The following is a 23,584-nucleotide window of genomic DNA, read 5'->3' as shown; positions in this document are numbered from 1 at the left end:
AAAATACATTTAGAAATAAAAAATAAATGGTGTAATCTTGGTAATACAATAAAAAAAACTTGACAATCAATTCAGTTTTTAACCCCTAATACTGTCAAGCTTTTTTAGGATGAGACAATTAGAAGCTACCTATTTTTTCTTGACACCTGTAATACTTACTCCAGTCACTTGTTTATATTCAGGACTACTTGCTCCGAAGACTGCTTTAACATATTTCTTAATATCCAAACTGATATTATATAAACCCGTTTCTTCCCCATACAAAACCCTATCTCTCTTCAGCCTTGCATTACTAAGTGCCGTGTAAACAATCGCAACCTGCTCATTGGCACTATCTTGTTGGCTAATTAAACTTTTTAGCGTACTTACTTTTAAATCCACTTCATTAGGCACATAACTTGGCTCACTTTCTAAGACAGTAACTAAGGCTTTTAAATGCTCAACTTGTTGGTTAAAAGATGTTTGTGAAGATGAAATAGTTTTAGGTGCTTCGGCATTCAAACCCTCAACCGTACTGTTTGTTTCTTTTATAGCACTGGCTCTTTTCCCTTGCAATTTTCTATTAAAGCCTTTTACATCCTTTTTAGTAGCATCGGGGGCATCGGTCATTTCAAAAGCATTAATCAGTCGAGTCGATAAGGTTCTGTTATCCTTAAACAACAAAGCTCTTTCATTGATAACGGTATTGTAGGCGGTAGTTTGCCTTATAATTTCGTCGATTGCCTCCCTCGCTTGCTGGTAGGTGTTTTCTAAAGCAGGAATTTGGATAGAAACTTTGCTAGGCTGGTATTGGGTGCCGAAACCTTTGCAGAAATTAACGAGGTTAAAGAAGTTTTTCACGTTTACAGCGTGACCTGTTTCTGATGTTGTAGCCATTTTTTTGAATTTTGGAAAAGTGAGAAATCAATAATAAGGTAGCTTAGAGCAATCAGCTTTGAGTTCTATAAAAGCATTCATCTGCCTATCTCTCAGCTAATTAAAATTAATAATTTTTTAAAATAGAACCGACAACAACAAGCGTATTTTTATTATACGGTAAATTTTTTCAAAAGAAACAGGAGAAAATAAGCGATTAATTAGGCTTTAAAAGCTATTTGATAAAAAATTGAGAAGGGTTTGTGGAGAAAAAATAAAGTGGTACTTTAGAAAAGTAGAAATTAGGTGCGAGCAATTTAAGAAGTACGACAAAACTTTCGCATACTTGTGAGCTGTGTTCTACCATATTGACGACCCTACAATCCGACAACTTTTACTTACATAATAAATGGACAAAATATTTGACAGTCTATCTAACAGAGAAACAGCTTTGGCAATTTGGATATTAATTGCACTTACAGCTTGTATGTTCAGCAAAAGCATACGACAATCATTTGTTGGAATTATTAAAGCATTATTTGCTTGGAAAATATTGGTATCCATACTAACATTTTTTGCATACACAGTTTTATGGATTTTTCTTTTACACAAATTTGGATTTTGGGACATTTCATTCCTTAAAGATACCGTTATTTGGGCTTTGAGTTTTGGATTCATTTCCTTAATGAATGTGAACAAAGTATATGATAGCAAGTATTTTAAAATTGTATTGCTTGACACGATAAAATGGACAATTATAATAGAGTTCATCGTAAATTTTTTTACATTTAGTTTGACAACGGAATTGATATTTGTTCCCATTTTAGTTTTTTCAGCAATGATGCAAGCAGCAGCATCTTTTAAATCTGAACATAAACAAGTTGAAAAACTCTTTAAATATGTTTTGACAGCTTTTGGAATTGCAATATTTACTTTTTCACTGTACAAGACTTTTGAAAAGCATAGCCAACTTTTCACAATTGACAACCTAAAAAGTTTTTTATTACCAGTGTTTCTTTCAATTACCTTTCTTCCATTTATGTATTTGTATAACTTGCTTGTTAAGTATGAAGAACTATGGATAAGACTTAATCTTAGCATAAGAAATAAGAAGGACAGACAAAGAGTAAAAAAACAAATTCTATTGGTAGCCAATTTTAATATTGACAAACTTGTAAGCATCTCAAAAAATATTGCGAAACCTATTAATGTACATAATGATTTCAGTGATGAAATGGTAAAGACGATTAGCAAAGGGAAGTATGTAGGTTCTGACGAATAGACTTTTCGCCGTTGTTGGTGTTTGTTCACCAACAACATGTGCGTAGGCAACACACTAATTATCAAAACCATATTCTAAAGCTAGTTTGAGAATAATACAAAAAGTCCTACAAACCTTTCGCTTATTTGAGAGTTACAAGTAAGCTAATTGAAAACTCTAATGATTCAAGCAGACGAAATATTAGCCCAACTTGACATGTGTAATTCTGAATACACATTTCCAATGTTAGATAATGGATATGTGTATCCAGCGGGTACAAAATTAACCGTTTACAGAGATGATAGGCGTTGGGCAATTGTCATTGAGGTAATAGGGTTTAATTATCGAGGTGGCGGACATAACGGAATGTCGAACTGTTTACACATTTACGGAAATTGCCTTCCTTATGAACCTGGCATCCGTAATGAGAACTTCATTTACCTTACTGATGATGCAAATAATTGCAACACTTTTGACAATGAGGAAGATTTTTACTTAAATCAAGACTGTACAACTTTCACTCTTCGAGAGCAAATTCTTCCACTCTATCATAACAGACAATTATATAAAGATGCTGGAATTGAAATTCAAGATGCTCAACGGATTAATGCATTTGAATTTCTTCGCTTATTAGATGCATTACATCACGATAAACTTGTTGCGACGGAAACTGAAATACGGGAGAGAATTCCAAATAATCTCCCCAAAATTATGGAGCTACACAATTGGTTTCATCCAGATGTAGTGAATGATGTATTACCAAGCAATAATGAAACGTTTAAACAAATTGCCAAGGTATTAGAAACTGGTAACATCAACCATTACAAGCCGACACATGAACCCAATACAAACTGGAAAAACTGGCCCGACGGCGGAACGCTCTAAATAACGGCTTTTCGTAAGGAACGCACTAATTATCAAAACCGTATCCTAAGGCTAGTTTGGGAATAATATAAAAAGTACTATAAAGCTTTCTCATATTAAAGAATAGGTAGCAATTTTTAAAAAACTCATAAAATGAAAATCTTTAAAGTTTTATTAGAGACTGTTTTGCCAATTACTATTGTTACATTATTTCCAGTTGGGTACTTTTTTATAACTGACAAGATATTTCCTGAACCAGAATTGAAAAATTGCGAAAGCTGTCACATCAGTACCATTGTCTATTTAACTTATACTTTACTGATTGTAATACTTTCAAGTTTATATCAACTAATTTTTGGAAAAAGGATTATCAAAAAAAATGAAAACAGTTTAATTCTGAGTGTAGGTAATTGTATTGCATTTGCAATATTTTTCACTGGGATATTAACTTTGATAAATTTGTTTCAGGTAGAAAGAAAAATAGAATGGGATTTTATTCTTGCTGGATTCATTGTATTGTTTCTTTTTGGACTAATGTTTACACTATCAACTAAAATTTGCCAAAAAATATTTAAAGACAGAACTACCAATTAACAACTATTTATAAGTCGTTTTTGCCGTTGTTGGTGTCTGTTCACCAACAACACGAGCGTAAGCAACGCACTAATTATCAAAGCTATATCCAAAGTCTAGTTTGGAAATAATACAAAAAGTACTACAAAATTTAGCGAAACCCTTCAATTCCTATGGAAGACTTTACAATCAAAACACGTTTGACAACAAAAGAGTATACAAGAGTAATGTATGTCGGACTTTATAAAAAGCCGGTATTTATCTTTGCAACTTTGCTTGGACTTTATTTGCTAACAACGGTATTGCTTGACTATCTTAAAGTCATAAATTATTACACTGATACGCCGATATATGATATTGTTATTGGAACATTTCTTTTGTTAGCTCCATCAGTAATTGTTTTAATTTCCATTAGACAGTTTACATCAAATCCAAGTTTCCAAAATGACATCACATACACTTTTAGCGACCGAGGAGTTGCTGTTAAAGGGCTGACATTTAATAGCGATTTTTTGTGGTCACATATTATTAAGCAAAAAGAGTTCGGTAAGTTTTTGATTTTATATCACAGCAAAAAGTTTGGCAATTTCATTGATATGACAACATTGACAGAAGAGCAGGTAGAATTTATAAAATCAAGAGTAGGGAGTAAATAATGTATTAATTATCAAAACTATATTTCAAACTTGTAGTAGGAAATCCTAAGACCAGTTTGTGAATAATAACCCTCGATTGGAAATATGCTTATAGGAAAATTTGCTTGCCCTTGTTGTGGTTACAAGACATTTGCAGAACAACCAAAGGGACATTACGATATATGCGAAGTCTGTTTTTGGGAAGATGACCCAATTCAACTTGACAACCCGAATTATGAAGGTGGAGCAAACAATGTTTCACTTAGACAAGGACAAAGAAATTTTATTGATTTTGGTGCTTGCGAAAGAGAAATGATTAAAAAAGTAAGACAGCCAACTAATGATGAACAACGAGACGAAGATTGGAAACCAATAGAATGACAAGAAAAACCCACTCAAACTGTTTAAAGGTTATTCCTTCGCCTCAAAATGTTAAAGAGCGTTACGCTCGCAAATGTATCTGGGGTAAATATTTATTTTGCCTTGAAACAATTTAATATTTTCAATAAGCCCTTTTTGAGCGTGATGCTTTTCATTGTTTTAGGTCTTAGGGAATTATAAGACTAATTCGGGATAGAAGTTTGCAGAGAAAAAAAAAGTGCTTTAGAAAACAGAAATTAGGTAGTGATGATATAAAAAGTAGTCCAAACCTTTCGATAAGGAGTTAGTGGCAAGTCTAAACAACTATTCATTTTTTGCAGACAGTTCTATATTATTCAGTAATTCATAAAGTTGTAGGGCATCGTTAAAAGAAGGGGCATTTCGGGTATTGTTTCGAATGTCGTCTGCGAGCAACTTATAAATTCGAGCTACATTTCCAGCAATTGGATTTTCGGGAAAATTATTCATAATCTCGACTGGGACTTTCAATAATTGCAGTTCTTTCTCAGTTCCTCTTGCCCCAAAAATAGAGAGCGGCACTAATTGTCCGTGTCCCAAACCACCTCGTACCTGTATATCGCCTTCTGTGCCATTAATTTCCCATAAAAGATTAGTACCACGTGATATACCACCTCGATAATGCACAGAAATAGCGATACCATCTGTTAAAGTACCTATCACCATAATTTGGTCTTCTGCTGTTTTCGGTTTTACCTCACCCGTTTCCAATACTTTCACTGTAGTAAAATTGCTGGTCATTTTGGAATTAAGTGTTAAAAAACTTCCCAATACACTGGTGACACCTGCCAATGTATGTGCTAATGGTATCGTAAGCATACTAGCACCATTGGCTTTATCGTGCAAATAATATAAATCTGCAACAGTTTCGTTTCTCCAATTTCCACCCGAGCCAATCAAGGTTGTAGATAGAACTTTCCCTAAATAACCATCCTTAATAAGTTGTTGCAAATACAAAATTTCGGGTGCTACCACCATTTGGGTTCCTACAACTGCCAGAACATCTTTCTTAGCTGCCATTTCTGCTAAAAGTCGGGTTTCCTCCAAACCATTTCCAAGGGGATGCTCACAATAGATGTGTTTACCTGATTCCAATGCGGATTTTACCAACTCAAAATGATATGGGACTTTCACTGTAACGATTACCAAATCTATTTCAGGCGAGTTTATCAGTGCATCTGCATTGTGAAATGCAAAGGGAATCTGGAATGCTTCGGAAGATCTTTTAGCACTTTCATGAGTCGTGTTTGCCACACCTACAATTTCAAAATCATCTGCCAAAAACTTTAATGCGGGTATATGCGATGCTGATGCCCAATGGCTATCGGGATTTAAACCAATAATTCCGACTCTAATACGATTTGTTTTCAATTTTCTTTCTTTTTGTTTGAATTGCAAATTTATAAGGTAAGAACTAGCTTTGCATATTACGCATACAATTGTATGCTACATACAAAAATGTAAGTAATGGCAAATACTAAAGAAACCTCTACCAATAACCAGAATAGATTTTTCATCACTGACTGCAACGCTACGTACGCAATTCAGTTAATTGGAGGTCGGTGGAAACTTCCTATTCTGTTTCAATTGCAAAAAGAAAAAATGCGTTTTGGAGAATTAAAAAAAATAATTACCAATATCACTGAAAGAATGCTCACGCTACAGTTAAAAGAATTGGAAAAAGATGGTTTAGTATCAAGAACGGTTTATGCGGAAGTGCCTCCAAGAGTTGAATATGAATTAACAAAAATTGGAAAGGAGCTGATGCCTGTTTGCGAAGAACTAAATAAATGGGGAGCTAAACATAAAATGGAATTATTGGAAAAGTGATACCCCGATAATTATCCTTGCTGTTCCAAGCCCCCACAAAACCTTTTGTCGTTGTTGGTGTTTGTTCACCAACAACAGGTGCGTAATATTTCTTGAACGAATTGCAAAATCTCCTTTAAATTCAATAGAGATGCTCTTAGGGATGAATAGTATATACTACTATCAATTTTGTAGTTTACTTACTCTGTTGAGCTTTACCTGCTGAACCTTCCATCTTAATTCTTTCACGATGTTGCATTCCCCATCTCGTCATTGCACCAACCACCTCTTCAAGGGTTTGACTATAAGGTAAAAGCTCATACTCTATTGTAACAGGATACCCAGCAGTTACTTTTCTGATAATAAATCCATTCAATTCAAGATCTTTTAATTCGCTTGATAATACTCTGGCAGAAATACCTTTTACTTGTCGTTGAAGTTCGGTAAATCTATGGTTTCCTCTCGCTATCGAGATGATTATCATCAATTTCCATTTTCCGCCAATAGAATATAAAGCATCACTAACTGCTGCTAATACTTTGTTACATTCTTCTGAAAACTCCTTACTATTTTCTGTTTTTTCAACCTGTTCTTTCATTGTAAACGTCCTTGGTTATTAAAATAATAGCAGCTAACCTTTAGGTAATTGCTAATAAATTGTAAGCAAATGTACTCTACTTTTGGTACATAATTATTAAAACAACAAAATCATGACAATAGAAACTTTAAAAATCAAAGAGGAATTACGTGACTTAATAGACACTTATGCCTACTTAGGTGACGAAAAGAAAATTGCAGAACAAATGGGTTTATTTACTCCCGATGTTATTTACAAAGCTTACATGGGTGACTTTTTAGCAGCAGATGTTTCTGGAACAGAAAGCTTGGAAAAAGAATTTAATGGACACGCTTCTCTGGTAAAAACCTATTTTACCATGAATGGACAGCACAACGTGAAAATTGATGGAGAGACAGCAACAGGTGTTTCTTTTTCACAATTAAAAATGATAAGAGAAGTTGAAGGGAAAGATATTTTGACAGATTACAGTGTTAAATATGATGACAAATATGTGCGTCAAAATGGAAAATGGTTCATCAAAGAACGTACAGGCTACTTTCTAATCATAGAAGCTAGACCTATTGCTTGATAGCGTATTCGCACAAAATCACTCATGGCATGAGTTATACCTCTACCCTATATACACATTTTTCAATCAGTTCTTTGTTGCTGTATTGTTTTAGCGATTTCAAATCCATCAAAGAGCTGTTTAAACTTTAATAAACCTCTATGTAATGTAATTGGTCCAGGTGGAGTTTGTTTTTGATAACCACTCCACCCAGCTAATCGTGCTATTACCCAGAGGGCAAATTTTAACTCTGATGGACTGTAAGGGTTTTTGAGTTTTTCTGTATTTCCTTCCAACGTTGGAAAAAGTACTTTCAAGACATTGATTTCGTCCTGAGAAAAAACATCTTCTATGGGTTGTGGTGTATGAGAATCCCTAGTTATAAGTAACTGTAAAACGCTTATTGCTGCTTGGAGTGCAATTAATGAGAGCTTTCTCAGAGACTCATAAGTTGTTATTTTATTGTTGAATTAATTATATCAAGACCTTGAGATTTAAGGAGTCTAAAAAGCTATTCGATAAACCATCTCCAAGTGTACCATTGAATGATTTGGTAAGCATCCTCAAAGCTTGCTATTTTATGAGAGGTCAATAGTATCCAATGGATAGGCTCTCCATTATTGACAACGATATTATCTTGTTCTTTGACCTCAATCACATTTACCTTAATAGACTTTGACAGATGATTCGATAAGCTATTCCCGGGTCTTTTAATCTGGACTTGAACCCATTTAACGCTTAACTCAGCTTCATGTTTACTGCGTTTATCGGTGGCAGGCAACTTGATGCTATAAGAGGTATTAATAGGAGTATTCGATAAAATGTCTTTTATCTTTTGTCCTTTGATAGTTGTTTCAATAGGACTTTGTGATTCACATACGAATCACAAAGTCAATTTTTAGTTGATTGCTAAAGGAATCTAAGGCTTGATAAATATCGGCTTCTCGGTCTGCAATAACCGTCATTGATGTTGCTAAATGACAGACTTTATGAGCCTTTTCTATACTTTTAAGCCAACGATAACTTTCTCTTCAAAAGAAATTTATTTGATTGATCAATCGTTTACGGGCTTTTATCCAAGCCCATATCTTTCAATTGATGATTTGATTGACTTTTCTTTGGCATTCTAATTGTTTAATTATATCAGTAAAGAGAAGCCTAAAACAATACTGCAAAGAACATCATTGAAAGATGTGTATATCGGGTAGAGTTTAGACGGATGCCATTTGTGTTTTTATCAATTATCTTAAAGATTTACTTTTTTAAATACGTTTCAATTTCTTGCAGATTCAAGGCATTGAATGTCATTTCTTTCGTTAAACCTCCTTTGCGAGCTACGGCAACACCATAGTGCATATCAAAATATCCATCTTTTTCGTGTGCATCTGGATTGATAGAAAGTTTTACATCTTTTTCTAAAGCGTATTGTATCCATCGCCAATCTAAATCTAAACGATAAGGACTGGCATTGATTTCAATGATTACATTATTGGCAGCGCAAGCATCTATCATCTTTTTATAATCGACGGGATAACCTGCTCTTGATAATAATAATCTTCCAGTTGGATGTCCAAGTATCGTTGTATAAGGATTTTCAATCGCTCCAATAATTCTTGACATCGCTTTTTCTTCTGTCATTTTAAGATTTTGATGAATTGAAGCAACGATATAATCAAAGCTTTTTAAGACATCATCTGGATAATCCAGAGAACCATCGCCCAAAATATCAGATTCTATGCCTTTTAGTATTTTAAAAGGTCTGTCTGTCATCAACGAATAAGCTTGATTCAATTTATCAATTTCAGCGTGTTGTTCAAAGACTCTTTCTTCCGAAAGTCCTTTGGCATAAGAAGCAGTTTTTGAATGGTCAGCAATTCCCAAATATTCAAAGCCTAATTCTCTACAATAATCAGCCATTTCTTTTAAAGAATGTTTACCATCTGAATAAGTAGAGTGATTATGCAAAATACCTTTGAGACCATCCCAAGTAATTAATTCATCATTTTGATGTTTTTGTACCCAATCGAATTCAAAATTACCTTCTCTCATTTCTGGAATGATATAAGGAATATTTACACTTGAATAAATGGCTTCCTCCGAATCAAAAACTTGTTTCTGAACAGTCTTTAAAATGTTTTGACTTGCCAAATGCTTTGGAGAAGCTGAGTAAATAAATACTTGGTTTACAAACTGAGCAGGCGAGCAAATAAGCACTTCAATATCAATAGCTTTCCCTTCAAAATGCCCTCTCCATGCAAAAGGAGAAGAAATCTTTTCATCTTGTTGTAAAGTAGGTAATGAATTGATAAGCTTTTGTACTTCCCAAGGTTTATCATGCCCTACCACCAATTGAATGGTTTCTACAATTTCATTTTTACGTCTGACATCGCCAACGATAGATACTTGTTCAAAATGTTTTTCCAGCTCATCGAATAATACTTGCGCCAACTCCTCTCCTTTCTCCATGCGAAGCTTTCCTGTATTCGATTGTGCATACAAAATAGATTCTTTGATGGTATTTTGAATTTTATCTCCAAAACCTTTCAATTTAGCTACTTCGCCATTTTCACAAGCTAAAAGCAATTCACGAGTATCAGTAATGTTGAGTTCCTGCCAAATTGTGCGTACTTTTTTGGGACCAATGCCTTTGATATTGAGCATATCCAATACACCTTCGGGCGTGCGAGCAAGTAATTCTGTTAATTCTTGTGTCGTTCCCGTTTGTCGGATTTCATCAATTTTTCCAGCAATACTTTTCCCAACACTTGGCAAAGTAGCTAATTGAGCTACCGACATATTCAATAAATCTTCGGTAGTTTTATCCAAAGCACGAACAGCAAAACCAAGATTTTTGATTTTGAATTCGTTTTCGTCGTGTAATTCAAGCAGCTTTACCGAGAGTTCAAGTAAGGCGACAATGTCTTCGTTATTCATTGCTGATTCAATTTATTGATTCGCTTGTTCTGATAATTTTGTTTCTTGTTCAGCCAAAACCTCTGCTACTGGTCTAAAATTTCCTTTTTTCAACAATTCATTTTCAGGAACGTAAGGACATACTTCCAAAATGGTTGTTAGGTTAATGTCTGTAATCAGATAATCGTTCAGATTACCTAAGTTTTTCACTAAAGCTTCATACACATCTTTAGGATTATCAGCATTAATTAACATCATGTGTGGTACTTTCTTTTCTTTCTGTGTTTTTTCGTCGAAAGTAATGTATTGTACCTTGGCTTTATACCAAATCTCCGAGCCATTTTCTTCAAAGAAAACTTCACTGAGTTTCATTTTAGCTAAATTAATCAACTGAAAATCAGGTGTATTACTTGCTACTACTTCAAACATTCTTGCTTCTGCTTCTGTATAAGAAACTGCATCAACTAAGTATGCTTCATTAATTGTTTTTAAAGAACCCGCTTCGTCTTCACGTTGGTAACGTATTTTACCTAAATACCAAGTTGCCATGTTTTGTTGTTTTAATATGAACAACCTCACCCCTAACCCCTCTCCTGTTGAGAGGGGAACTTTAATTTTGAAAAGCCCCCTCTCAACAGGAGAGGGGGTTGGGGGTGAGGTTTACTTCGCCAAATTTTATTTAAGACCTTTTCCTTGTATTTTTTACAATTACACAAAACTATCAAGACTTATGGAGGAATACAATTTGTGAGGGATAAGTTCTTGCAACCCTTGAATAGTTTTTAGCATCTATGCTTTCAAACTAAAATCTCTATAGGCTGATTATCTTGATTTTATTCCTTAATTTTAATTACAGAATTCAATAAATCCTCTTCTAAAATTATTTAACAAAATGGAATCAACAAGCACATTAAGTCATCCATTACACACTCATCAAAGTAAAACAAGTTTCGCCAGTCTTCTTTTAGGCATTCCAATGTATGTTTATGTTGTTGCTATTTGTTCATGTTTAGTTATCAGTGGTATTCTGTGGGATATTGCTTGGCACATGACGATTGGCAGAGATGGGCTTTTCTCTGCGCCACACAATTTAATTTATATTGGTGCGGCTTTCGCAGGAATTATTTCAGGATTTCAAGTATTAAAAACTTCTTTTTGGGGAAATGCTACAGAAAAAGGCAAAATGGTAAATTTCTGGGGGATTTTCTATAGCTCATTGGGCGGAATGTTTTGTATTTGGGGAGGTTTTGCCGCAGGAACTTCCGCTCCTTTTGATGATTGGTGGCATAATACTTATGGCTTAGATGTTCAAATTTTTTCGCCTCCGCATACAGTTTTACTTTTGGGATTAATTTCTATTCAGATTGGAGCGATGATTATGGTTTTAGCCATTTTGAATAGAAAAGAAAAAATAGCAAGTTTAACGAAGGAACAAAACGAAGCAAGAAATATCCGTTTACGTTGGATTTTTATCTTTACCGCAGGCATGGTATTAGCAACTGCTTATACTTTTATGTTTGAATTTTTGGGAAGATGGAATATGCACGGTGCATTATTTTACCAAATAGGTTCTGCATTGTTTCCTTTATTAATTATTCCTTTTTCAAGGGCATCTGGCAGTAAATGGGGCGCTACTTATTCCGCTTTAATTTACATGATTTATTACATTGCTATCAATGCAACGCTTAGAATGTTCCCCGCAGAACCTTTATTGGGTCCAATTGCCAATCCTGTTACTTTTTATCAGACGACGGCTTTCCCTTTATTATTAGTTTTCCCAGCAATGGTGATTGATATTTTGACTACAAAATTCGGTGCAAAAAATGATTGGTTTTTAGCAATACTAATGGGCTTTGGTTTCTTAGCTACTTTCTTGATTATTCAATATCCAGCAGGAAATTTCTTGCTTGAATCACCTTATGCACGTAACTGGTTCTTCCAGTCAGACGCATGGTCGTATAGTAGCAGTGCTGATTGGGAATATCGTTACAAATTTGCTCCTTGGGATGTTACTGAAGGCATAGAAGCTTGGGCAAAAGGCGGAGGAATTGCATTGTTACTTGGTATTTTATCGGCAAGAGTTGGTTTGCTTTGGGGGAAATGGATGCAGAAGGTTCAGCGATAGAGATGAGCTTTAGATTACGAGCTTTTAAATTCTTTACAAGCCTTAAAAGAAAATTATACTATGAAAAATATATTGTTAAACAGTTTTTTATTACTCCTAAGCCTTTGTTTTACTTATCCAATTCAAGCTCATATTGGTAGTTCGGGTGTTGTTTTTGAAGGAAATGCTGGTAAATATGCTTTGCAAGTATATGTTCAACCGCCTGATGTTATTCCGGGAACAGCGAAAGTAACGGTAATTGCAGATGCTAACGATATTCAGAAAGTAAATATTAAACCTATTTATTATTGGTTTGGTGATGAAGGTTCTCCTCGTTCAGATGAAGCTTTTCCTGTAGCAAACCAAGCTGGACGTTACGAAGGACAAATCTGGTTGATGAATTCTGGTGCTGCCAGTGTACAAGTAGAAATCATCGGTAGTCGTGGAAAAGGAAGTTTGATAGTTCCTTTAGTTGCCATTGCTACTGCCAAACGTGCGATGTCACCATCTTTAGGTTGGGTTTTAGCAGGTTTAGGTTTATTGTTAGTTGGCTTGCTAACAACCATTATTGGTGCAAGTACAAGCGATAGTTTACAAACTGTTGGTGAACCAATTAGTGGAACTACCATGAAAAAGAGAATCAGAGGTTCTGTGATTGGAGCAAGCTTTTGTGGTGTTTTACTTTTTGTAGGTAATAATTGGTGGAATGGTCTGACGGATGATTATCAAAGAAATCTCTATAAACCTTATACTGCCAACACAAAAGTGATAGAAGAAAATGGTGTATCAGTTTTAAAATTACAAATTGATAGTAATTCTGTACAAAGACGTTGGCTAAGTTATGCCATTCCTGATCATGGAAAATTAATGCACTTGTTTTTAATTCGTCAAGGTACGATGGATGTTTTTGCTCATTTACATCCTTCCAGAAAAGATACTTTAAATTTTGAAGCACAATTACCTGATTTACCTGCGGGCAAGTATTTATTATATGCCGATGTCATGCGTTATCAAGGCGCACAATATACCATTGCTGATACTGTAGAAATCAACAAGCAAATTAGTAATGGTATTAATTCAAGTACTTTAAAAGACCCTTACGATGCCTACGCCATCACGAATCCGTTAAATACCAAAGAGGCAAGTATCAAAAGCGATTTGATTACAATTTGTGGAACGCCCGGTGTTAAAACCAAATTACAAGATGGCTCAAGTATTGTTTGGGAAGAAGACCCCAATAAACCTTTAATGATGGGAAAAGTCTATGATTTAAAGTTTAGTATTCTCAGTCCAGATGGAACAAAAGCTAAACTTGAACCTTATTTAGGAATGATGGGACATGCTGCTATTGTAAAAGATGATGGCTCAGTTTATATACATTTACATCCAACTGGAACAGTTTCAAGTACTTCTGTTTCTGTCATGCAAAAAAGACTGGACGAAACATCAAAGAAACCTAATATTTTACCTGCTACTGCTTTCAAAGATAGTGTAGATAAAATCATGTCAAAATTAAGTATGATGACAGAAGCAGAAAGAGACAATTTCTTGATGCCAAATATGTTACATACAAACGACAAAGCAGAACATCACAATACGGTAAATTTCCCTTACGTCTTCCCACAAGCAGGAAAATATAGAATTTGGTTACAAGTAAAAAGAAACGGCAAAATCCTGACTGGAACATTTGATGCGAAAGTGATGTAGGACTTGGGGATTTCGGATTTCGGTCATCGGGTTTTGTTTATAAATTATAAAGTACAACTCATGGCATGAATGAAGTCATGCCATGAGTAAAGACCGAATTCAAAAATTCGAAATCCGACTACCGAAAGCTGAAAGCCGACAACTAAAAACTGACCTTCATCATTTTACCACAAAAAAATCAAAAAAACGTCCTACGTTTCCTTTTCGTTTCTACCTTTGCATTCAAGTTTAATCGGAGGATAATCTTGTTCAATAGAAGCAAGCTTATTCGCTAATTCTCATATTTTCAAAAGGTAGAAATGGAATACAGAATAGAAAAAGACACGATGGGCAAGGTACAAGTGCCTGCGAATGTTTACTGGGGAGCGCAAACGCAACGTTCAATCTTGAACTTTCCTATTGCTCAAGACATCAACAAGATGCCAAAAGAAATTATCCGTGCGTTTGCCTATTTGAAAAAAGCGGCAGCCATTACTAATTTCGAGGCTGGTGTTTTGGCAGAAGATAAGAAAAATCTTATCGGACAAGTATGTGATGAAATCTTAGAAGGAAAATTAGACGACCAATTTCCATTGGTAGTTTGGCAAACTGGTTCGGGAACGCAATCAAACATGAACTGTAATGAAGTGGTTGCTTACAGAGCTCACGTAATTAACGGTGGAAACTTGTTAGATGAAACAAAATACGTTCACCCGAACGATGATGTAAACAAATCGCAGTCGTCTAACGATACTTTCCCAACAGCGATGCACATTGCGGCATACAAAATCTTGGTAGAAGTAACGATTCCAGGAATCACCAAATTACGTAATACTCTAGACGCAAAAGCGAAAGAATTTAAGAATGTTGTAAAAATTGGTCGTACACACTTTATGGATGCTACGCCTTTAACTTTAGGACAAGAATTCTCTGGTTATGTTTCTCAACTTGATCACGGTTTACGTGCTATCAACAATACTTTAGCTCACCTTTCTGAATTAGCTTTAGGTGGTACAGCAGTAGGAACAGGTATCAACACGCCAAAAGGATATTCTGAAAATGTAGCAAAACACATTGCTGATTTAACAGGCTTACCTTTTGTAACAGCAGAAAATAAATTTGAAGCGTTAGCGGCACACGATGCTATCGTAGAAGCACACGGAGCTTTGAAAACAGTAGCAGTTAGCTTAATGAAAATCGGTAACGACGTGCGTATGCTTTCTTCTGGTCCACGTTCGGGTATTGGTGAAATTTATATTCCTGATAACGAACCTGGTTCATCTATCATGCCTGGGAAAGTTAACCCAACACAATGCGAAGCGATGACGATGGTTTCAGCACAAGTAATGGGTAATGATGTAGCAATCGGTATTGGTGGTTCGATGGGACATTTTGAATTAAACGTGTTTAAACCTGTAATGATTTTCAACTTCTTACACTCTGCCCGTTTGATTGGCGATGTTTGTGTGGCGTTTAATGATAAATGTGCTGAAGGTATTCAACCTTTACACGAAAATATCAAGAAACACGTAAACAATTCATTGATGTTGGTAACGGCATTGAATACTAAGATTGGGTATTATAAATCGGCTGAGATTGCTCAGACTGCACATAAAAATGGCTCAACGTTAAAAGAAACAGCTATTGCTTTAGGTTACTTAACAGCAGAAGAATTTGACGCTTGGGTAATTCCTGAAGATATGGTTGGTGATATTAATGTGTAGTAGCTGTTAGCTATGAGCTTTGAGCCTTGAAATTTTAATTGCTTATTGCCATTGTTCCTATTGCCATTGCTCGTGTCTCCACGAGCAATATTTTCGATAATTTCAAATCATAAAAATCCCCTTTATAGCGATGTGAAGGGGATTTTTGTTTTATGAAATTACAATTAAGAAACGACTAACTACATTGAAGAAATGGCTACTTACAATTGAGAAATGACCATTTACATTTAAGAAATAGAGACTTACAATCAAGAAACGAAGATTTACATTGAAGAAATGGATACTTACAATCGAGAAATGACCATTTACATTTAAGAAACGAATAATTACACTCCCGAAACACTTGCTTACATTTCAGAAACAGGTCACTACAATGAAGAAATGACCATCTACACTCAAGAAATGGCGACTTACAATCGAGAAATGACTATTTACATTTAAGAAATAGCCAATTACAATTAAGAAATGACCATTTACATTTAAGAAACAGCCAATTACAATTAAGAAATACAGCTTTACAGCTCAAAAATAATAGGTAGCGGTAACCTTTTGCGGTTACCGTTTTTTGTATCTGTACTCTGCTAAACGGTAACTGCAAGAGTTACCGCTACACCTTATCATAAGACAAAATACCGTATAATAAGTTTTTGGGAAATTGTTAGCTATTGGTTTGGGGATTTTGTGGGAAAATTGTAGGTTGTATTTTAATACTTATTTAAACAAATCATGTCTTTTGATTAAATTATGAGAATAGAAAGTGATATTCCTATTTTAGGTAGAGTCAATGTTAATTTTTTAGACGTAAGTTCACGTATCTATAAAATTTATCAAAATAATCAAGAAGTAGAGAGACAAAAATCATCCGCTCATTTAGGATTGATTTCTCATGCTTTTAAGAATTCCAATCATTCACGTTATGATTATCTAATTCTTCAATGCGTGATATCTGAGATTATAGAAAATACCTTTAAGGGTACTACTAATGCTCAAGGAACTATCACAATAAATCAAAAAAAACATTCAGGAAATGATATAATCAAATCTTGGATTTTATTGTCAAATTTTGGTCATTGTAAAAATACAATTGGTGACGAAAAATCATTGTTGCTTTATAGTATTCAGAATAAAGCTTTTAAAAAAAAAATACTTAAAAGTATCAAAGATAATAAGTTAAATAATTGGGCATTAAAAGTTTTTGAAGAATTTGACTATGTTAATTTTCACCATATTATTTCAATATACAGGATTTACAAATCCTTAAAAAGAAAATTAAATGAACAGAATGAATTGATAATGATTTATAAATTATTGTTGCTTAATGAAGAGGATAATAAAGATATTGTTTCAAATCTTATGCAAATAACTCAATTAAAAACTTTGTATAAGACTTTAAGAGATATATCAATAATTGCTTTAGATTCTAGAAATAGTTCTTTGCCAATTGAAATAGATATTTTACCTACAATTTTATCAATTGATGTTTATGAAAATAGATATCAAAATTCAAGGATTTCAGCTCTTCTTCAACCATTTCATTCAATGTTGTATGATAATTTGTATCTCAATATAAAGAGTCAAACTTACCAAAGGTCTTATGAAATTGAAGCTTTAAAGTATATTTCAAGTATTAATAATGTTGAGACTGTAATTGATAAGGCACTGAATTTTGGTTTATTTAATCCAAGTGATTGTAATTTAGTTCATTTTTTAAGATTTTCTTTACACATTGACAATATGACTTTGGATGATACATCTAATCTCCTTAGACAAATTCTAACCGTAAAGAAAGGAGTAGAAAATGTAGATGCCTCTATGGATATTAATCCCTTTACTAAAATGAGAGTAATTGATTTTTATATAAAAAGGGATATTTTTAAAACTTCCGATTTACCTGTTTTTATGACAAATATTGGTAATGTTCTTTTAAAACAAATTACAGGAAGTGCCTCAACTGAATTTAACAGATCATCTAAAATAGTTGAATTCATTAGTGAGAACCTTGAGATGTTGGATATTTCTTCTGAAATGAAGGATAATTTTAAAAAGCCAATTTTTCAACATATTAAATCCAATATAGAAAATGTGCTTTTAGAAAAGAATATACCTTCTTACAAAAATATTTTATGGGCTGTATTGAAGTTTCATATTAAATCTAAATATCACTTAGATATTGACCATCATTTAACTGATAAATATGATTACTTTGGAGTTAGGACTCCAGAGATTGACTATTTAACTTTCAATATAAATAATGCTATTATGAATGAAGCTGATAAAGACCGTAAACATGAATTAATGCAATTAGAAAAATCGGTTAAGAGAACATTTAATGGTTCAATAATAGTATGTCTAGCAAGAATAAAAATTTATGATTATTCATTAGCTCCATCTAACAGAATTATAACTGATATTGATGGGGTTGTTTTAAAATTTAATTCCAATGAAGTCATTCTTGAATTACACGAGTCTAAAAACACTGCTAAACCTACTTTGGATGCTAGAAAAGATATAAAAAATAAATTACAAAAAACATTAAGTGAAAACTCAAAAGGGTATCAGATTATTGATGTCGACAGTTTTGGTGCTAAAATTTATATCAAGCACAAAAGTAAATAACTCAAGCTTTTCTAAGTTTAGAAACTTGGAAGCACCAATAAAAAACAGTCTCAGACATTTTTATTGTTATTACTAAGCCTTAGACTTCGTAAAGGTGTAAACAATTTAATAGTTCCGTTAGGAACGAAATCTTGGTAAAAAAGAATATTTCGCCCTGTGCGTAAGCAACACACCAACTTGATAGTTTCATCCTCATTTCATATTTGGAGAGTTGCTTACGCTCGTTTCGTTGGAGAAAACTCCAACGAAGGCGGAGATTTGAAGCCCTTGTTGGAGTTATCTCCAACAAGATGTGCGTAAGCAACACACCAGCTTGATAGTTTTATTCTCCCTTCACATTTGGCGAGTTGCTTACGCTCGTTTCGTTGGAGATAACTCCAACGAAGGCGGAATCCGAAACACGACGACCGAAATCCGAAAGCCTCTTCCTAAATCTCCATCAATCGCTTTAAATTATCGTGGAAAGAAACGCCTGTTTCTAATTTACTTCGTTTTTGGTCTTGCATTATTACCAAGTATTTGCCGTTGAAATGTCTTTCTAATTCTTTAATTCTGGTAGCATTTACAATACACGAACGGCTGATTCTGATAAAGCTATCAGGTAGTTTTTCGCTAAGGTTGGCAATGGTATAATTGGTAATATGTTGTTTGCCATCGACAGTATTTAAAAATACATACTTATCATCTGCCTGAAAAAAGGCGATTTCGTGGAAAGCAATGATTAAAATTTTATCGCCATTCTTTACAGAAATAGAATGAATTTCTTTTTTAGGTTTTAGCAATTCCGAAATAGATTGAATACTCTCGGAAGAAAGTTTTAAAGATTGGTTTTCCGTAAATTTCAGCAGTTTTTGTACCGTTCTATCCAACCTTGACTTTTCGATAGGCTTCAATAAATAATCAATAGAATTTTCTTCAAAAGCCTTCATTGCAAATTGGTCGAAGGCTGTCACAAAAATCACAATCGGCATATAAGTAAGCTTTGCCAACATCTCAAACCCAGAAAGAATAGGCATTTCGATGTCTAAGAAAATTAAATCAGGCTTTAAATCCTCGATGATTTCCAAACCCTCTTGTCCGTTTAAAGCCTCGCCAATGATGTCGAAAGTATCGTCATAATCATTCAAAAGTCTTCGCATTCGACTAATTGAAATCGGTTCGTCGTCTATAAGTATGGTTTTGTATTGCATGATTTTTGGATTTCGGATGTCGGATTTCGATTTTTATTAATTTATATCTCAAACAAAAAGCTCATAGCTGAAAGCTACATAGGCAAATAAATCATCACCACCTTCTCCGGTTGATTTTTAATGTCAATAGTTGCCTTGTCACCATAAACAATTTTTAGTTTTTCCTTGATACTCCGCAAGCCAAAACCTCCTCCGAAAGATTCCCCAAAGTCTGGTCCGTTGTCATGGATTTTTATCAAAATCTTATTCTCATGCGTTGTGATTTTAACCGAAATAATCCCAGCACTAGCAATTTTAGAAATACCATGTTTGATAGCATTTTCTACCAAAGGCTGTAATAAGAATCGAGGGATTTTTTCTTCCAAAATACTTTCTTCACAATCAATAGCATAAGTCAAACGATGTCCAAAACGTACTTCTTCAATCGTTAAATAAGCTTTAATAATTTCTAATTCATCTGCCAAAGTATGAAAATTTTCTTCGGTTCGTCCTGTTGTGTAGCGAAACAATTTTGATAATTGAATCGTCATTTCCTCCGCTTTATCAGGTTTATCGTGAATTAAACCTGTAATACTATTCAGCGAATTATACAAAAAATGGGGATTGATTCGGGCTTCTAAAGCATCTAATTGTGCTTTTGATTTTAGTTTTTCTAAATTCAATAATTGGTACTCTTGTTCAGAAATTTTACGAGTAATACTGCGTGTTCTTAGCCAATAAAAAAGATACGCCCAACTAATCAGCACAGGAAGAATAAAGTAAAAATAAATAGCAGCCGTATTATCAAGTTCCCAAATACTTTTATCAACATTTTGCCAGCTTAAAGTTGTATGAAAAAGGTTACCAAAAAGTAAAGAACAGCCCATTAAAGGGAAAAACTTCACAAAATCTACGGGAATTCTATTTTCAATAAAGTTTATAAAAACGTAAATAGAAGCTACAGCAGCTAGGGAACTCATCAGATTCAAGTAAAATACATCTTGATGAACTCCAGAAAAATCTAAAGGTAAATGACTGATTTGAAGTGAAAAGAAAATCACAGAAGTAAAAGCATAACCTATCAGCAAACAAAAAATGATGTTAAAATAAATGTTGTATGATGGTTTCCACTGAGACTCATGCTCGGTTTTAGCAAAAGGTTTAGCGTTTTTTATAGGTTTTTCATGAAAAGGCTCAGGGCTTTTTTTTTCAGTGGTTTGCTGTGGATTATCTTTCGGAGCATTCGGACGATAAGTATCATTAGCAAAGTCTGAATGAAAGATATTTATTTTCCCCGCCAAGGTTTTAATGGTTACGTTCGCTCCGCCCCCATTCAATTTCCCTCTGATACTTTGTTTGGTTTGATAGCCCGAAAAATTTTGAAGCGGAGGCAAATATATTCTATTGGCAGAAGCCTCCAAATCTATGGGATGTTCGAGCGGGAGCGAAATATTGATGTTTCCACCAGCCGTATCAAACCAAGCGTATTGATTAATCGCATTTACTTCAGCACGAATATTCCCACCTTTGGTACTTGCTCCAATATTACCATTTATGTTTTTCAAAGCAATATTTCCGCCTGCGGTGTTGCATTCGAAAGCGCCAGAAACATTGAAAGCTTCAATATTTCCTCCCCAACTTGAACAGTGAATTTTTCCCTCATGATTCTGGATGTACATATTTCCACCTTTGGTATCTATCTTAATATCAGATTTATTTCCTGCTAAAAAGATATTTCCACCCATAGTAGTTGCTTCAACATTTCCTTCACATCTTAATAAATTAATCTTACCGCCCATCGTTTTTCCATAAATATTACCATGAGTTTGTTCGGCAGAAATATTTCCTCCCCAAGTAGAAAAAGTATGATTCCCATCGAGGTTTTTTAAGGCTATTTTTCCGCCATAGGTTTTTGAATAAGAATTGATAGACGCTGGCAAATAAATTCTGAAAGAGGTTTTCTGGAAATTAAACCAATTATAAATATTAAGATAATTGGGTTTTGAATAAATATGCAATGTATCGTTAACCACATTCATTGATAAATCATGAGCTTCAAAATCAAATTCCAGTAATGGGTCTTTGATGATAAAAAAAGTAAACAAACTACGAACGGTAGCAAATACTTCTACTTTGATGATATTTTCATCATGACCAACTATCTCTATATCGCCAGAGAAAGTTTTTAGTTGAAGGTTTTTGAGGTTTTCAACGTCGTATTTTTTGGTAATTACTGGTTTATAGTTCATTGCTCAGAAAGCATCAGCCTATGCGAATGATGCAAGTTTAAATTTAATGAATTGTTTTGATTAGATTGAGATTGAAACCTTTAGCTTTTGGTCATCAGCTATCGACTTTTATATTTATTATTTGATTCAAAACAACTTATAAAAACTATTTTCTAGAAATGCTTTCCGATAGATTGAAGTTTTAGGAGGATGAAAATTATTTTATTAAGGATAAAAAAATCCCGAAAATGAATAATTCACTTTCGGGATTTTTGATAATTATTTTATGACGTAAAAATCAAATTGCTTAAATCTCATTGTTTTTAGCAATTTTAAGCTTCTCTGCTTTAGCAATATCTCTTAAACTTTTCATGTAAAGCAATTCTACTTTTGTTCTTGCCCAAGTAGTTTTTCTTAAAAAAGACAAGCTTGATTTTACGTTAGGGTCATAATTAAAACAACGAATATTGATTAATTCTCCTAATTTTTCCCAACCATAATAAGCCACTAAATGGTTCACTATATTTTCTAAGGTTACTCCATGTAATGGATTATTTTTTTGCTTGGTTTCCATATTTTTATTTTTTGGTCTGCTATCGGCTATTAGTCGTCGGGTTTCAGTAATTGTAAAAAACCGAAAGCGTATAGCCGAAAGCCTAAGACTGAAAGCCATATTAAGCTACAAATCTAATCATTAAATTCCTTTACCGCTTTGTTTTTATCAATTGTAACTTCCAAAGAAGTAACGGCAGAAGTCCCAAACCAACCTGCTGCTTGCTTTTTTGAATTTGGGTTTGTATTGTTTACATTACATGGGATTCTAGCAGCAGGTGTCGCAAATAAGCCTGAATTGTTTAATTCAGTACGTAACTGAGTCCAAAAATCAAAATGTGCTTCCGTAATCGAACTTAGTTCAACTTTCAATTTATCATTTTCTGCATATAATTCTGGAGAAATAGCCCTACGAAGTGGTAAAATAAACATCAGTCCATCGCCAACACTACTTTTATTCAAAAGTGCATCATAAGCAATAACAATATTTTCAGCCCCGCTGAACAACTTCCCATTTTTATATACTTTTACACGATAGCAGTCTCCTACTCCCACAAAATCTTTGGCATAAAAATTAGCGTCGTAGCCTTCTTTGGGTTTGTCATCACCTGTTTGATTTAAGTTAGGACTATCTTCGTACTTATAAACGATAGAATCAATTTTAGGAACTCTTTTCAATTCAGAAACTGCTTTGAAACTTTCACCTTCAGCTTCAATGGTCAAAGTATAAGTTTTGCCAATTACACCCATTATTTCTGTAGAGCTTGAAGGTGTCCAAACGTATTTACCTTCATTCTTCAAGTCTTTGAATTCATAAATCTTACCCGTATTGTCTGTTACTTTTACAACCGCATTTGTAATGGCTCTTGGTGTTGCGCTACTCAATAAAGCTTGGGATTCACTCAGTTTAATAACTTGTTCACCCGCTACATCCGTTATTGTTCCTTCTACTACTAAATACTTTTCAGTTTCAGGAACATTTAAGTCAATGACATCCTCACAACTCATCAGTGAAATGCCAAGAAAAAAAGAAAATATAGTTTTAATAATTGATTTCATGATAGATACT

At 34.0% G+C, this 23,584-nt stretch carries 22 protein-coding genes; 12 read left to right on the top strand and 10 right to left on the bottom strand.

What is annotated here, in order from left to right:
- Positions 1-129: 129 nt before the first annotated feature.
- The gene (locus VB798_RS23515; protein ID WP_323689687.1) at positions 130-876 is read right to left on the bottom strand and encodes a hypothetical protein; all 747 of its coding nucleotides are present in this window, start codon (positions 874-876) and stop codon (positions 130-132) included.
- A gap of 388 nt (positions 877-1,264) precedes the next feature.
- Here VB798_RS23515 and VB798_RS23510 point away from each other — a divergent pair, with 388 nt between their 5' ends.
- The 5 genes from VB798_RS23510 (at position 1,265) to VB798_RS23490 (ending at position 4,569) form a co-directional block, all read left to right on the top strand.
- Entirely contained in the window at positions 1,265-2,137 is an 873-nt protein-coding gene (locus VB798_RS23510; RefSeq protein WP_323689686.1) for a hypothetical protein, read from the top strand.
- A 159-nt stretch (positions 2,138-2,296) separates the two neighbouring features.
- Positions 2,297-3,001: a DUF7003 family protein gene (locus tag VB798_RS23505; protein ID WP_323689685.1), complete on the top strand. Its 705-nt coding sequence runs from the start codon at positions 2,297-2,299 to the stop codon at positions 2,999-3,001.
- A gap of 132 nt (positions 3,002-3,133) precedes the next feature.
- Positions 3,134-3,574, top strand: a complete 441-nt coding sequence (locus VB798_RS23500) for a hypothetical protein (RefSeq protein WP_323689684.1) — start codon at positions 3,134-3,136, stop codon at positions 3,572-3,574.
- A 152-nt stretch (positions 3,575-3,726) separates the two neighbouring features.
- Entirely contained in the window at positions 3,727-4,209 is a 483-nt protein-coding gene (locus VB798_RS23495) for a hypothetical protein (protein WP_323689683.1), read from the top strand.
- Between the two features lie 84 nt (positions 4,210-4,293).
- On the top strand, positions 4,294-4,569 hold the full coding sequence (locus VB798_RS23490) for a CPCC family cysteine-rich protein (RefSeq protein ID WP_323689682.1): 276 nt from the start codon (positions 4,294-4,296) through the stop codon (positions 4,567-4,569).
- 303 nt (positions 4,570-4,872) lie between these two features.
- On the opposite strand, the gene VB798_RS23485 is transcribed toward VB798_RS23490, so the two are convergent.
- Entirely contained in the window at positions 4,873-5,958 is a 1,086-nt protein-coding gene (locus VB798_RS23485; RefSeq protein WP_323689681.1) for a Gfo/Idh/MocA family protein, read from the bottom strand.
- Between the two features lie 96 nt (positions 5,959-6,054).
- Here VB798_RS23485 and VB798_RS23480 point away from each other — a divergent pair, with 96 nt between their 5' ends.
- Entirely contained in the window at positions 6,055-6,417 is a 363-nt protein-coding gene (locus VB798_RS23480; RefSeq protein ID WP_323689680.1) for a winged helix-turn-helix transcriptional regulator, read from the top strand.
- 175 nt (positions 6,418-6,592) lie between these two features.
- Here VB798_RS23480 and VB798_RS23475 read toward each other — a convergent pair whose 3' ends face one another.
- Positions 6,593-6,994, bottom strand: a complete 402-nt coding sequence (locus VB798_RS23475; RefSeq protein ID WP_323689679.1) for a winged helix-turn-helix transcriptional regulator — start codon at positions 6,992-6,994, stop codon at positions 6,593-6,595.
- 112 nt (positions 6,995-7,106) lie between these two features.
- Here VB798_RS23475 and VB798_RS23470 point away from each other — a divergent pair, with 112 nt between their 5' ends.
- A complete protein-coding gene (locus VB798_RS23470) occupies positions 7,107-7,544 on the top strand; it encodes a nuclear transport factor 2 family protein (RefSeq protein ID WP_323689678.1) in 438 nt (145 codons plus the stop codon).
- Between the two features lie 62 nt (positions 7,545-7,606).
- Here the strand turns inward: VB798_RS23470 and VB798_RS23465 are convergent, their stop codons facing one another.
- Positions 7,607-7,819, bottom strand: coding sequence for a hypothetical protein (locus VB798_RS23465; protein WP_323689677.1), 213 nt, complete (start codon positions 7,817-7,819; stop codon positions 7,607-7,609).
- 693 nt (positions 7,820-8,512) lie between these two features.
- On the opposite strand from VB798_RS23465, the gene VB798_RS23460 reads away from it, so the two are divergent.
- Complete coding sequence (locus VB798_RS23460) at positions 8,513-8,653, top strand: hypothetical protein (protein WP_323689676.1); 141 nt, start codon at positions 8,513-8,515, stop codon at positions 8,651-8,653.
- Positions 8,654-8,777: 124 nt separating this feature from the next.
- Here VB798_RS23460 and VB798_RS23455 read toward each other — a convergent pair whose 3' ends face one another.
- Entirely contained in the window at positions 8,778-10,457 is a 1,680-nt protein-coding gene (locus tag VB798_RS23455) for a PHP domain-containing protein (protein ID WP_323689675.1), read from the bottom strand.
- A 12-nt stretch (positions 10,458-10,469) separates the two neighbouring features.
- Entirely contained in the window at positions 10,470-10,985 is a 516-nt protein-coding gene (locus tag VB798_RS23450; RefSeq protein WP_323689674.1) for a DUF4494 domain-containing protein, read from the bottom strand.
- A 343-nt stretch (positions 10,986-11,328) separates the two neighbouring features.
- Between VB798_RS23450 and VB798_RS23445 the strand changes: the two genes are divergently transcribed.
- The 4 genes from VB798_RS23445 to VB798_RS23430 all read left to right on the top strand — a co-directional run bounded on the left by VB798_RS23445 (position 11,329) and on the right by VB798_RS23430 (position 18,566).
- Positions 11,329-12,561, top strand: coding sequence for a hypothetical protein (locus VB798_RS23445; RefSeq protein ID WP_323689673.1), 1,233 nt, complete (start codon positions 11,329-11,331; stop codon positions 12,559-12,561).
- 60 nt (positions 12,562-12,621) lie between these two features.
- Positions 12,622-14,247, top strand: a complete 1,626-nt coding sequence (locus VB798_RS23440) for a hypothetical protein (RefSeq protein WP_323689672.1) — start codon at positions 12,622-12,624, stop codon at positions 14,245-14,247.
- Between the two features lie 299 nt (positions 14,248-14,546).
- Positions 14,547-15,950, top strand: a complete 1,404-nt coding sequence (gene fumC, locus VB798_RS23435) for a class II fumarate hydratase (RefSeq protein ID WP_323689671.1) — start codon at positions 14,547-14,549, stop codon at positions 15,948-15,950.
- 744 nt (positions 15,951-16,694) lie between these two features.
- Positions 16,695-18,566, top strand: coding sequence for a hypothetical protein (locus tag VB798_RS23430; RefSeq protein ID WP_323689670.1), 1,872 nt, complete (start codon positions 16,695-16,697; stop codon positions 18,564-18,566).
- Positions 18,567-18,994: 428 nt separating this feature from the next.
- Here VB798_RS23430 and VB798_RS23425 read toward each other — a convergent pair whose 3' ends face one another.
- The 4 genes from VB798_RS23425 to VB798_RS23410 form a co-directional block, all read right to left on the bottom strand.
- Positions 18,995-19,756 (bottom strand): LytR/AlgR family response regulator transcription factor, encoded by a 762-nt coding sequence (locus VB798_RS23425; RefSeq protein ID WP_323689669.1) that lies wholly within the window; start codon positions 19,754-19,756, stop codon positions 18,995-18,997.
- 74 nt (positions 19,757-19,830) lie between these two features.
- Entirely contained in the window at positions 19,831-21,984 is a 2,154-nt protein-coding gene (locus VB798_RS23420; RefSeq protein WP_323689668.1) for a histidine kinase, read from the bottom strand.
- A 286-nt stretch (positions 21,985-22,270) separates the two neighbouring features.
- Positions 22,271-22,537, bottom strand: coding sequence for a VF530 family protein (locus VB798_RS23415; RefSeq protein WP_323689667.1), 267 nt, complete (start codon positions 22,535-22,537; stop codon positions 22,271-22,273).
- 113 nt (positions 22,538-22,650) lie between these two features.
- Complete coding sequence (locus VB798_RS23410; protein ID WP_323689666.1) at positions 22,651-23,574, bottom strand: DUF4249 domain-containing protein; 924 nt, start codon at positions 23,572-23,574, stop codon at positions 22,651-22,653.
- Between the last annotated feature and the right edge of the window lie 10 nt (positions 23,575-23,584).

The sequence above is a fragment of the Arcicella lustrica genome (assembly GCF_034930985.1).
In the GTDB taxonomy this organism is placed as follows: domain Bacteria; phylum Bacteroidota; class Bacteroidia; order Cytophagales; family Spirosomataceae; genus Arcicella; species Arcicella lustrica.
Note: the sequence above shows the minus strand (reverse complement) of the source record. Positions and strands in the feature narration are given on the sequence as shown.